Origin of the sequence: Devosia faecipullorum, from assembly GCF_015158295.1 — a bacterium.
In the GTDB taxonomy this organism is placed as follows: Bacteria; Pseudomonadota; Alphaproteobacteria; order Rhizobiales; family Devosiaceae; genus Devosia; species Devosia faecipullorum.
Genome location: NZ_JACDXV010000002.1, coordinates 67,359 through 79,395, shown reverse-complemented (window position 1 = coordinate 79,395; position 12,037 = coordinate 67,359). Strand labels below are relative to the sequence as shown.

Genomic DNA, 12,037 nt, shown 5'->3' with positions numbered 1-12,037 from the left:
GGTGAGGGCGGACAACTTCTTCCCAAAAGCGAAAATGGCGGCCCGAAGGCCGCCATTTCCTCTAAAACCTGTAATGTAAGCGCTGCTTACGCGGCCACGAGGCTCCGCAATACGTAATGCAGGATGCCGCCATTCTTGAAATAATCCAGCTCATTGGCGGTATCGATGCGGCAGCGGGTTTCAATCTCCAGCACCGAACCGTCGGCGCGGGTGATCTTCACCATCACCTTGGCGCGCGGCACGATGGTTTCGACCCCGGCAATGTCGATGGTTTCGCTGCCATCGAGGCCCAGGCTCTGCCAGCTCTCGCCATCCTTGAACTGCAGCGGAATGACGCCCATGCCGACCAGGTTCGAGCGGTGGATACGCTCGAAGCTCTGCGCGATCACCGCCTTGACGCCAAGCAGATTGGTGCCCTTGGCCGCCCAGTCGCGCGAGGAGCCGGTGCCATATTCCTTGCCGGCAAAGACCACGAGCGGCGTGCCCGCCTTCTGATAGGCCATGGCCGCGTCATAGATCGGCATCTGCGCCCCATCCGGCCCCTTGGTGAAGCCGCCTTCGACGCCATCGAGCATCATGTTCTTGATGCGGATATTGGCGAAGGTGCCGCGCATCATCACCTCATGATTGCCGCGACGGGCGCCATAGGAGTTGAAATCCTTGGGCGCGACCTGGCGCTCTTCGAGATATTTGCCCGCCGGGGTGGAGGCCTTGAACGAACCGGCCGGGGAAATATGGTCGGTGGTGATGGAATCGAGGAAGAGAGCGAGAACCCGGGCCGAGACCACATCGGTGACTGGCTTGGGCTCCATGGTCAGATCGTCGAAATAGGGCGGGTTCTGCACATAGGTCGAGGCCGAATTCCAGCCATAGGTTTCCCCGCCTTCCACGGCGATGGCCTGCCAATGCGCGTCGCCCTTGAATACGTCCGAATAGCGGGCGCGGAACATGTCGGCATTGACGTGTTTGCGCACGATCTCGGCGATCTCGTGATTGGTGGGCCAGATGTCGCGCAGATAGACCGGCTTGCCATCCTTGTCATTGCCGAGCGGCGCGGTGGCGATGTCGACATTGAGCGTGCCGAGCAGCGCATAGGCGACGACCAGCGGCGGGGAGGCGAGGTAATTGGCGCGCACGTCGGGGTTCACGCGACCCTCGAAATTGCGGTTGCCCGAGAGCACCGAGGCGGCGACCAGCTTGTTCTCGTTGATCGTATCGGAAATAGCCTGCGGCAGCGGGCCGGAATTGCCGATACAGGTGGTGCAGCCATAGCCGACGAGATTGAAGCCGATGGCGTCGAGATCGTCCTGCAGGCCCGCTGCGGTCAGGTAATCGGTGACCACCTGCGAGCCGGGAGCCAGCGAGGTCTTGACCCAGGGCTTGGAATTGAGCCCCAGCGCCCGCGCCTTGCGGGCGACCAGACCGGCCGCGACCAGAACGGACGGGTTGGACGTATTGGTGCAGGAGGTGATGGCGGCAATCACCACCGAGCCATCGGTGATCTTGTAGTCGCAGCCCTTGACCGGGAAGGCGGCTTCCTCGGGAATGTCACTGACGCCAGTGGCGCCTTCATCCACGAAGCGGCTTTCCTGCTTGTCCTTGGGCAGCTTGGTGCGCTCGATGCGGCCGCCGGACAATTCGGGCAGTGCCGCGGCAAAGGCCGAGGTCACATCCTTGAGGGCCACGCGGTCCTGCGGACGCTTGGGGCCAGAAAGCGAGGGTACGACGGTGGAGAGGTCGAGCTCGAGCGAGGAGGTGAAGACCGGATCGTCGCTCTCGGCAGTGCGGAACATGCCCTGCGCCCTGGAATAGGCTTCGACCAGCGCCACGCGGTCGGCATCGCGCCCGGTGGTGGCGAGGAATTTGAGCGTATCGGCATCGACCGGGAAATAGCCGCAGGTGGCGCCGTATTCGGGGGCCATATTGGCGATGGTCGCCTGGTCTTCGAGGCTGAGATAATCGAGACCCGGGCCGTAGAATTCCACGAACTTGCCGACCACGCCCTTCTTGCGCAGCATTTCGGTGACGGTCAGCACCAGGTCGGTTGCGGTGATGCCTTCATTGATCTTGCCGACCAGCTTGAAGCCCACCACTTCCGGGATCAGCATGGTGATCGGCTGGCCCAGCATGGCGGCTTCGGCCTCGATGCCGCCCACGCCCCAGCCCAGAACGGCCATGCCATTGACCATGGTGGTGTGGGAATCGGTGCCCACCAGCGTATCGGGATAGGCGATCGTCTCGCCGTTCTCGTCCTTGGTCCACACGGTCTGCGCCAGATATTCGAGGTTCACCTGATGGCAGATGCCGGTGCCCGGCGGCACGACGCGGAAATTGTCGAAGGCCGACTGGCCCCAGCGCAGGAATTCATAGCGCTCGCCATTGCGCTCATATTCGAGCTCGACATTCTGCTGGAAGGCCAGCGGCGTGCCGAACGAATCCACCATCACCGAATGGTCGATGACCAGATCGACCGGCACCAGCGGATTGATCTTTTGCGGATCGGCGCCGAGCTTGGCCGTGGCGTCGCGCATGGCAGCCAGATCCACCACGGCGGGCACGCCGGTGAAATCCTGCATCAAGACGCGCGCCGGGCGATAGGAAATCTCGTGCTCGCTGGTGCGCGACACCAGCCAGGCCGCCACCGCCTCGATATCGGCCTTGGTGACAGTGCGATTGTCTTCGAAGCGCAGGAGGTTTTCCAGCACCACCTTCATCGAGCCGGGCAGCCTGGAAACACCGGCCAGGCCGTTCTTTTCCGCTTCGAGGATGGAATAATAGGTGTAGCTCTTGTCCCCGACAGTAAGCGTCGACTTGGATTTGAAGCTGTCTATCTGTGTCACGATGCTCCGTCCTTCTTGCTGCTGACGCGATTTTCCAGGCAGGTGGGGCCGCCGAAAGTCACGTATTTCTGGAATGAGTCCAATCTCTTGGACTTATAATCAATCGCAATTGCCCTTGCCAGTACGACCATGGGTTCAATACGAGATGGGGCCATGACAGATCGGCAAGTCTTTTCGCAGCTTTTTCTTAAGGCACAGGGCCTTGCCTGTGGCCGGGGCGACAATGTCCTCGCCAGCGGCATCGCCATCGATCTCGCGCCGGGCGCCGGATTGTTGCTGCGCGGGCCCAATGGCTCGGGTAAATCCACCCTCCTTTTGACCCTGGCCGGATTGCTGCCAAAGCTGGACGGCACGATCGAGTTTGTCGGGCGCGATCCCGAAGCCGGGCCATTCCTGCATTATTGCGGCCACAAGAACGCGGTGCGGCCCAGGCTCAGCGTCGCCCAAACCCTCGATTTCTGGATCGCCATCAACGGCGATCACGGTCTCGCGCGCGACGCGGCGCTGGCGGAAGTGGGGCTGGGCAAGGCAGCAAATCTCGATGCCGGCTATCTCTCGGCCGGGCAGCAAAGGCGGCTGGCGCTGGCCCGGCTGCTGGTGTCGCCGCGCCCCCTCTGGCTGCTCGACGAACCCAGCGCCGCCCTCGACCGGGATGGCGCGGCCCTGCTGGCGCGGCTCCTTGCACACCATCTCGCCCAGGGCGGCCTTGCCATCATCGCCACCCATGACGATATCGCCGTGCCCGGCCTCGCCACTCTCACGCTGGGAGCGAGGCCATGAAGGGGGTTTTTGGCGCCTTGCAGAGGGAACTGCGCCTGGCCTTTTCGGGCAGCGGCGAAATCCTCACCCTCCTCCTGTTCTTCGTCATCACCGGCGCCTTGGTGCCCTTCGCCCTGGGGCCGGACAAGGAATTGCTCGCCCGGATCGCCCCGGGCATTATCTGGATCGCCGCCTTCCTCGCCATGCTGATGGGGCTCGATCGCCTGTTCCGGCCCGACAGCGAAGACGGAACGCTGGCGCTCTATCGGCTCGCCGAAACGCCGCTCGCCGCCGTCATTGCCGCAAAAGTGATCAGCCATTGGCTGACCAGCGCCCTGCCGCTGATCCTGGTCTCGCCCTTTCTGGCGCTGATCCTGGCCATGGACATAGAAAGCTTTTGGCGCACCCTGGTCTCGCTGCTGCTCGGCACCCCGGCTTTGGCCGCCTTCGGCACCTTCGGCGCGGCAGTGACCGTCTCCATCCGCCGGGGCGGCTTTCTCGCCCCGATCCTCATCGCCCCGCTCTGCGTACCGGTGCTGATCTTCGGCGTCGGCGCCATCGCCCCCATGGGCGGACCCGACCAGGCCAGGGCCGCTTTGCTGTTCCTTGCGGCACTCAGTCTCATCTCGGCGAGCCTGGCTCCCTTTGCCGCGGCACTTGCGATAGACTGGGGCGAGGAGTAGAGCCCCGTCATGACAATCGAAAGCACACCCAAAATGCGCTGGTGGGACCGGCTGGCCCATCCCGGTCAATTCCTCGCCTGGACCGCCTATCTGGTCTGGCCGCTGGTCATCCTGACCGCCCTGCTCTTTGCGCTGGGCGTCTGGTTCGCCTTCTTCAATTCGCCCGCCGATTACCAGATGGGCGATACGGTGCGCATCATGTATGTGCACGTGCCTTCCGCCTGGCTCAGTCAGTTCGTCTATGGCGCCATGACCGTTTCGGCTTTGGGCACGCTGGTCTGGCGCCATCCTATGGCCGATGTCTCGATGAAGGCCGCAGCCCCCCTGGGCGCCGCCTTTACCGCCATGGCGCTGTTCACCGGCTCGATGTGGGGCCGGCCCACCTGGGGCACGTTCTGGGAATGGGACGGGCGCATGACCTCGACGCTCATCCTGCTCTTCATCTATCTCGGCATCGTGGCGCTGTGGCGCGCCTTCGACGATCAATTGCGCGCTGCCCGCGTCATCGCCATCTTTACCCTGGTCGGCGCGGTCAATGTGCCGATCATCAAATTCTCGGTGGATTGGTGGAGCACCCTGCACCAGCCCGCCAGCGTCTTCACCGCCGATGGCCCCCGCATGCCCGGTTCGCTGCTCATGCCGCTCTTTGCCATGTTCTTCGCCTTCACCTTCCTGTTCATCACCCTGCAATTGGTGTCGATGCGCACCGAAGTGCGACGCCGCCGCCTCGCCACGCTCGAGCGCAAGGCGGCACGGGAGGCCATCGCATGATCGATCTGGGTCAACACGCCGCCTTCATCGCCGCCGCCTATATCGGGGTTTTTGCCGGCATTGCCGGGCTCATCGCCTGGACCATTTTCGACGCGCGCCGCATCTCAGCCCGGCTGGCGAGCCTCGGGGACAAGCGCGGCTGATGCGGTATCTGTTTTTCGTCCTGCCGCTTTTGGCGCTGGCGGCTTTGGTGGCCGTCTTCGCCTTTTCCATCGACCGCGATTCAAGCCTGGTGCGCTCGGCGCTGATCGACAAGAAAGTGCCCCAATTCACCCTGGCGCCGGTGGAAGGACTTGGGGTGCCCGGCTTCGGCGATGCCGACTTCTCGGGCGAGCCGGTCATCGTCAACGTCTTTGCGTCCTGGTGCGTTCCCTGCCGGGACGAGCATCCGCTGCTCGAAAAACTCAAGGCCGATACGGCATTGCGCCTCTTCGGCATCAACCATTCCGACGCCCCGGAAAATGCCCGCGCCTTCCTCGCCGAACTGGGCAATCCCTATGACGCCGTCGGCGCCGACCGCAATCGCCGCGTCTCCATCGATTGGGGGGTCTATGGCGTGCCCGAGACCTTCCTCGTCAATAAAGAGGGCGTCATCATCTACAAGCATGTCGGCCCGCTGACCCAGAACGCCATCGACACCGAACTCAAGCCGGCCATCGACCGGCTCAAAAGCTGATCCGTTCAGCTTTCATTCAGCTTTGTTTCGGCATTTAGGTACCGTTAGCCTTTAGTGATGAGTTCCAGTTTTGCGTTTCTTGAAGAGTTTTTTCCGTGACCAAAGCGGCGTCAGCGGCATCGAATATGGCCTGATTGCCGCCATCCTCACCGTCGCCACCACCTTCGCCGTTTCCGCCGCCGGCTACAATATCACCGACATTCTGGGCTGACGCCCGCAAGGTCGATCCCTCAAATCTCCGCAATCGTCATTGCCCGGCTTGTTCGGGCGACGCCAATGGGGACGTATCGGGTCCAGACCCCGCACCGCGCTAGAAATCGCTGGTCAGGCCCTTGATCTCCCAATCGCCATAGCGGCCCGGCTCCAGCCCGCCTCGTCCGCCTTTTTCCTTGGGCGCCATCGCCGTGGCTGCATCGATCGCCAGCCGGCGCGCCTCCGCCTCGGCCAAAGCCCGCCGGGCAGCCGGTGACAAAATTTTCGGCTCGGACGTTTCGGGCCCGACCCCTTGCGCATCGATCTCGTGATCCGACATTACACTTCATCCAGCCGCTTGCACGGAACCCTTTGACACACAACATAGTTGGACAAACGATCCAACCCAAGGGGTTCGACCAATGTTCAATGCCTTCCGCACCTTTGTCCTGCTCGCGGGGCTAACCGCGCTCTTCATGGTGGTGGGCTATTTCCTCGGCGGCACCGGCGGCATGATGATTGCCCTGGTCTTTGCCGCGCTGACCAATCTGTTCGCCTATTGGAACTCGGACAAGATGGTGCTCTCCATGCAGGGCGCCGTGCCGGTGGAGCGCTCCCGCGCCCCCGAATTGTTCAACATGGTGGATGTGCTCTCCAAGCGCGCCGGCATTCCCACGCCCGCCGTCTATATCATCGAGACCGACCAGCCCAATGCCTTCGCCACCGGCCGCGACCCCGACAATGCCGCCGTGGCCGTGTCCTCGGGCCTGTTGCGCCAGCTCGAGACCCGTGAAGTGGCCGGCGTCGTGGCGCATGAACTGGCCCATATCAAGAACCGCGACACCCTCACCATGACCATCACTGCCACGCTGGCCGGCGCCATTTCGGCCCTGGCCCAGTTCGGTCTGTTCTTTGGCGGCGGCAACAATAATCGCGACAATCCGCTCGGCGGCATCGGCGCCCTGCTCATGGTGTTTCTCGCCCCCGTCGCCGCCATGATCGTGCAGATGGCGGTGAGTCGCACCCGCGAATACGAGGCCGACAAGCACGGCGCCATGATCGCCGGCGATCCCCTGGCCCTGGCGTCGGCGCTGCACAAGATTGCCGCTCTGGCCGGCCGCCAGGTCAATGTCGCCGCCGAGCGCATTCCGGCCATGGCCCATATGTATATCGTCAATCCCCTCAACGGGCAGCGGATGGATAACCTGTTTTCCACGCATCCCGACACCGGTAACCGCATTGCCGCCCTGCAAAAGCTTGCGGGCGAGATGAGCCTGGACGATAAGGGACGCCGCCCCCAGCCCCGTCCGCGCCCCGCCTCCGGCGACCGCGATATCGGCGGCGGCTGGCGCGTGCCGACCGTGGGGCGCACCGAAGACGATGGCGGTGCGCGCGGTCCCTGGGGATAGAATGACAATTGGCCTATAAACCCGATCCTGCGGGCCTCAAACTCCGCCTCGTCGCCGCCAATTGGCTGAAAGCCGTCTTGGGCGGCGAGCATTTCACGCCCCTTCCGGCCAAGGACCTGCCGGATGGCCGCGACCGGGCCCTGGCCAAGAACCTCGTCACCACCGCCCTGCGCCGCCACGGCCAGATCGACGTCATGCTGGCCGAATTGCTCGACAAGGGCCTGCCGCCGCGCTCGGGCACGTTCGAAGCGGTGCTGCGCCTGTCGCTGGCCCAATTGGTGTTCCTGCCCGATCTGGGCGCTCATAGCGCCCTCTTTCTCGCCGTCGAGGCGGTCAAGCGCGACAACAAGGCCCGCCATCTCGCCGGGCTCATGAATGCGGTCCTGCGCAAGGCCCAGGCCAATTCGGCCCGCTATGGGCTGATGGATGACGCGCTGCTCCTGCCCGAGCCGGTGCGCCAGCGTTGGACCGGGCTTTACGGCGCCGACAATGTCGGGCGCTTCGCCGAGGCCCTGATTGCCGGCGCGCCGCTCGACCTGACACTGCGCGACGCCGATCCCGAACTCATCGCCGCGCTCGATGGCGAAGTGATCCTTGCCGACAGCCTGCGGCTGGAAAGCCGCGACCGGGCGGTCGAAGCCTTGCCGGGCTATGATGACGGACGATGGTGGGTGCAGGATGCCGCCTCCGCCATTCCGGCGCGCCTCCTCGCCCTCCCCCCGGGCAGCGCCGTGCTCGACCTCTGCGCCGCGCCCGGCGGCAAGACGGCACAATTGGGCAAGGCCGGCTATGCGGTTACCGCGCTCGACAATGATGCGAGGCGCCTCGAGCGGCTGCGCGCCAATATGGACCGGCTGGGCTATGCGCCCAACATCGTCGAGGCCGACGCCTCGAGCTATGCCCCCCCTGCCGCCTTCGATGGCGTGCTGCTCGATGCCCCCTGCTCGGCGACCGGCACGTTCCGCCGTCATCCCGAAGTGCTCTGGCACCGCTCCGCCGGCGACATTGCCGGACGGGTGCGGCTGCAACAGAGCCTTTTGGCCAATGCCGCAAGCTGCCTCAAGCCCGGCGGCACTCTCATCTATTGCACCTGCTCGCTGGAACAGGAAGAAGGCGAATTGCAGGTGGATTGGGCTCTCAAAGCCTTGCCCGAGCTCGAACTTTTTCCCATAAGCCCGGAAGAGCTTGCAGACCTTCCCCAAGCGGTGACCCCAGGCGGGCTGATCCGCACCCATCCCGCCATGACGCCGGGCAGTGGAAATACGGGCATGGACGGGTTCTTCGTGGCGCGCTTTCGCCGAACACGGTAAAGGCTTGGTAAAGGCCGCCCTCGACATGGCGGCGGGGACTGAACGGATGAGATTGGCCGTCATGTGCAGCAATGACTCCGTGCCGGACCCGCAGGAGCGAGAAGCGTGAGCGGGCGCCTCACCGGCCTGGGCCGGCAATGGGCGTTCGGCCTCGCCGATTCGCTGGTGACCATGCCGCTGCTGCGCTGGACCTGGCGCGGCCAGGGCGACATCGCCTTTGCCGGCGACCTGCCCGATTTCCGCCCCGCCGACCGGGACGCGGTGCGCGACATGATGTCGGGGCGCTATCTGCTGGCCTCAAAACTGTTCGAAACCGGCGGCGCCTCACCCTTTGCCCTCGATGTCGAGCATCCCGACTGGTGGAACAATCTTCATTCCTTTTCCTGGCTCCGCCATTTCCGCGACGTGCGCGATCCCGGCGAACGGCTGTTCGCCCGCACCCTGGTGCTGGACTGGATCGGCCGCGAAGGTCAGTTCGAACATGACAGCTGGACGCTGAGCCTCACCGCGCAGCGCGTGCTCAACTGGCTGCGCCATCTCAACCTGCTGCTCGAGGGCGCGACGCCCGACCAGGCCCGCACCATCCAGCGCAGCCTCGGCACCCAGGTGCAGAGCCTGCGCGTGCGCGGCTCGCTGGCCGTCGAGCCGGTGGAGGCCTTGTTCGCCGCCATCGGCCTGCTTGGGGCGGAATTGTGCAATATCGCCGATATTCCCGACATCGACGCGGCGGTGGCACGGCTCGATGCCGTGCTGGCGCGCCAGCTCGACCCGGACGGCCTGCACCTGACGCGCAACCCGAAGCTGCAGCTGGCGCTGCTGGCGGAATTGACCAGCCTGAGGCGCGCCCTGGCCCGCCATGGCAGTCCCGCGACGGTCGAATTATCCAACCGCATCGACCGCATGCACGAGGCGCTCGACGCGCTGACCCTGTCCAGTGGCGAGCCGGTCTATTTCAACGGCTGCGGACAGGTGCCGCACGATATTCTGGTGGCGGTGCAGGCCAATGGCCCCACCCCCTCGCGGCGCTCGCGGCTGCTGGGCGGCTATGGCATCGTCCGCGCCGGCGACAGCGTCGTCATTGCCGATTCCGGGCTGGTTCCGGCGCGCGGCTTTACCGGCGACAGCCATGCCGGCGCCCTGGCCTTCGAATTTTCCCATGGCAGCGAATTGATCGTCGGCTCCTGCGGGCCCGCGCCCTCCGACATGCCGGACAGCCGCGACCTGTTCCGCCAGAGCATCGCCCATTCCACCCCCACTATCGATGCCGAGGACGCCGCCGCCGGCGGAGCGGGCCAGCCCATGCTGCTCGACACCGCCGAACATATGCTGGCCATGACCTCCTCGGGCTATGCCGGCCGTTTCGGGGCCGAGATCGAGCGGCGGCTGACCCTGCTTTCCGACGGCACCACGCTGGTGGGACAGGATCGCATCCTCGCCGGGGCTGCCGAAGCCAAGGGCCGGCTGGCCATTCGATTCCATCTCGCCCCCGGCATCATGGTGCGCCGCGCCGACGGCGAGGGCATGGCCAGACTCGTCCTGCCCAATGGCACGATCTGGAGTTTCCTCTGGGAAGGCGCCGAGTGCCACGAGGAAGACAGCGTGCGCCAATCCTCCTATCTGGGCTTTCATCGCACGCGCCAATTGGTGCTGGAAACCGATGTGGCGCCCGGCGCCGAAGTGGCCTGGATTTTCACGCTGGAACAGCAATAGCGATTGGCCTTCGGGCCTCTTCGTGCTAGCGAGCCCGATGAAAATCCTCCTCAATTGACGGCGAGACATAACCCATGGGCAAGACAGTACAGGTCGGGCGGGCACTGCTTTCGGTTTTCGACAAATCGGGCATGGTGGATTTCGCCACGGGGCTGGCCGCAGCCGGAGTGGACCTGGTTTCGACCGGCGGCACCCACAAGCTGATCCGCGAGAGCGGCCTCGCCGTGCGGGAAATTTCCGAGCTTACCGGCTTTCCCGAAATGATGGATGGCCGCGTCAAGACGCTTCATCCCAAAGTGCATGGGGGTCTGCTCGCCGTCCGCGACAATGCCGAACATCTTGCGGCCATGGATGCGCATCAGATCGGCCCCATCGATCTGGTCGCCGTCAATCTCTATCCCTTCGAAAACACCGTCGCCTCCGGCGCTTCCTATGACCAGATCATCGAGAATATCGATATTGGCGGTCCCGCCATGGTGCGCTCGGCCGCCAAGAACCACGCTTTTGTGACGGTGGTGGTCGATCCCGCCGATTATCCGGCGATCCTTGCGGCCATCCAATCGGGCGGCATTCCCTTCGAATTGCGCCAGAAGCTTGCGGCCAAGGCCTATGCCCGCACCGCCGCCTATGACAGCGCCATCGCCAGCTGGTTCGCCCGCGAGATCGCGTTCAAGGACGTCACCTATCGCAGCTTTGCCGGCACGTTGAGCGAAGTCATGCGCTATGGCGAAAACCCCCATCAATGGGCTGCCTTCTACAAGAATGGCGATAATCGTCCCGGCGTCGCCACCGCCAGCCAGGTGCAGGGCAAGACGCTCTCTTACAACAATATCAACGATACCGACGCCGCCTTTGAGCTGGTCAGCGAATTCGATCCCGCCGAACATGCCGCCGTCGCCATCATCAAGCATGCCAATCCCTGCGGCGTCGCCGTCGCCGCCGATCTCAGGACCGCCTATCTCAAGGCGCTGCGCACCGATCCGGTTTCCGCCTTTGGCGGCATTGTCGCCACCAATCGCGAGATCGACGCCGAGACCGCCAGCGAAATCGTCAAGGTCTTCACCGAAGTCATCGTCGCCCCCTCCGCCACAATGGAAGCCCAGGCCATCATCGCCGCCAAGAAAAATCTGCGCCTCTTGCTGGCCGGCGGCGTCGCCGATCCCAAGGCCGAGGGGCTGACGGTGAAGTCGGTCGCCGGGGGGCTCCTGGTGCAGGGCCGCGACAATCGCAATGTCGATGATTGCGAACTCAAGGTCGTCACCAAGCGCCAGCCCAGCGCCCAGGAATTGACCGATCTCAAGCTCGCCGCCAAGGTCGCCAAGCACGTCAAGTCCAATGCCATCATCTATGTCAAGGACGGGGCCACGGTCGGTATCGGCGCCGGACAGATGAGCCGGGTCGATTCCGCCCGCGTCGCCCATCGCAAATCCATCGACGCCGCCCAGGCCGCCGGCATCGAGGGTGCCCTGACCCAGGGCTCGGTCGTCGCCTCGGACGCTTTCTTCCCCTTTGCCGATGGCCTCGAAGCGCTGGTCGAAGCCGGCGCCAGGGCGGTGATCCAGCCCGGCGGCTCCATGCGCGACGACGAGGTCATCGCCGCCGCTGACGCCGCCGATATCGCCATGGTCATGACCGGCATGCGCCATTTCCGGCACTGATCAGGGCGCGCCGATGACAAAAATGTAAT

12 protein-coding genes are annotated in these 12,037 nt (G+C 64.3%); 10 read left to right on the top strand and 2 right to left on the bottom strand.

The features are described 5' to 3' along the window. Positions 1–86: 86 nt before the first annotated feature. Positions 87–2,843, bottom strand: a complete 2,757-nt coding sequence (acnA, locus tag H0482_RS06180; RefSeq protein WP_193729738.1) for an aconitate hydratase AcnA — start codon at positions 2,841–2,843, stop codon at positions 87–89. Between the two features lie 150 nt (positions 2,844–2,993). Here acnA and ccmA point away from each other — a divergent pair, with 150 nt between their 5' ends. The 6 genes from ccmA to H0482_RS06150 all read left to right on the top strand — a co-directional run bounded on the left by ccmA (position 2,994) and on the right by H0482_RS06150 (position 5,940). Beyond that, positions 2,994–3,620, top strand: a complete 627-nt coding sequence (gene ccmA / locus H0482_RS06175; protein ID WP_193729184.1) for a heme ABC exporter ATP-binding protein CcmA — start codon at positions 2,994–2,996, stop codon at positions 3,618–3,620. After that, a complete protein-coding gene (gene ccmB, locus H0482_RS06170; RefSeq protein WP_193729183.1) occupies positions 3,617–4,282 on the top strand; it encodes a heme exporter protein CcmB in 666 nt (221 codons plus the stop codon). Before ccmA ends, ccmB begins: the two co-directional genes overlap by 4 nt. A 9-nt stretch (positions 4,283–4,291) precedes the next feature. Then, positions 4,292–5,053, top strand: a complete 762-nt coding sequence (locus H0482_RS06165) for a heme ABC transporter permease (RefSeq protein ID WP_230989494.1) — start codon at positions 4,292–4,294, stop codon at positions 5,051–5,053. Beyond that, a complete protein-coding gene (gene ccmD, locus H0482_RS06160) occupies positions 5,050–5,196 on the top strand; it encodes a heme exporter protein CcmD (RefSeq protein WP_210319101.1) in 147 nt (48 codons plus the stop codon). The genes H0482_RS06165 and ccmD overlap by 4 nt, the downstream gene beginning before the upstream one ends. Next, positions 5,196–5,729: a DsbE family thiol:disulfide interchange protein gene (locus H0482_RS06155; RefSeq protein WP_193729182.1), complete on the top strand. Its 534-nt coding sequence runs from the start codon at positions 5,196–5,198 to the stop codon at positions 5,727–5,729. Before ccmD ends, H0482_RS06155 begins: the two co-directional genes overlap by 1 nt. Positions 5,730–5,799: 70 nt before the next feature. Continuing rightward, positions 5,800–5,940, top strand: a complete 141-nt coding sequence (locus H0482_RS06150; RefSeq protein WP_210319100.1) for a Flp family type IVb pilin — start codon at positions 5,800–5,802, stop codon at positions 5,938–5,940. Positions 5,941–6,039: 99 nt separating this feature from the next. On the opposite strand, the gene H0482_RS06145 is transcribed toward H0482_RS06150, so the two are convergent. Continuing rightward, the gene (locus H0482_RS06145; protein WP_193729181.1) at positions 6,040–6,261 is read right to left on the bottom strand and encodes a DUF1674 domain-containing protein; all 222 of its coding nucleotides are present in this window, start codon (positions 6,259–6,261) and stop codon (positions 6,040–6,042) included. Between the two features lie 82 nt (positions 6,262–6,343). On the opposite strand from H0482_RS06145, the gene htpX reads away from it, so the two are divergent. The 4 genes from htpX (at position 6,344) to purH (ending at position 12,008) form a co-directional block, all read left to right on the top strand. Beyond that, positions 6,344–7,330, top strand: coding sequence for a zinc metalloprotease HtpX (gene htpX, locus H0482_RS06140; RefSeq protein ID WP_193729180.1), 987 nt, complete (start codon positions 6,344–6,346; stop codon positions 7,328–7,330). 8 nt (positions 7,331–7,338) lie between these two features. Continuing rightward, positions 7,339–8,640: an RsmB/NOP family class I SAM-dependent RNA methyltransferase gene (locus H0482_RS06135; protein WP_193729179.1), complete on the top strand. Its 1,302-nt coding sequence runs from the start codon at positions 7,339–7,341 to the stop codon at positions 8,638–8,640. Positions 8,641–8,745: 105 nt separating this feature from the next. Further along, a complete protein-coding gene (locus H0482_RS16880) occupies positions 8,746–10,350 on the top strand; it encodes a heparinase II/III family protein (protein ID WP_193729178.1) in 1,605 nt (534 codons plus the stop codon). 74 nt (positions 10,351–10,424) lie between these two features. Next, positions 10,425–12,008: a bifunctional phosphoribosylaminoimidazolecarboxamide formyltransferase/IMP cyclohydrolase gene (gene purH / locus H0482_RS06125; RefSeq protein ID WP_193729177.1), complete on the top strand. Its 1,584-nt coding sequence runs from the start codon at positions 10,425–10,427 to the stop codon at positions 12,006–12,008. The last annotated feature ends 29 nt before the right edge of the window (positions 12,009–12,037 follow it).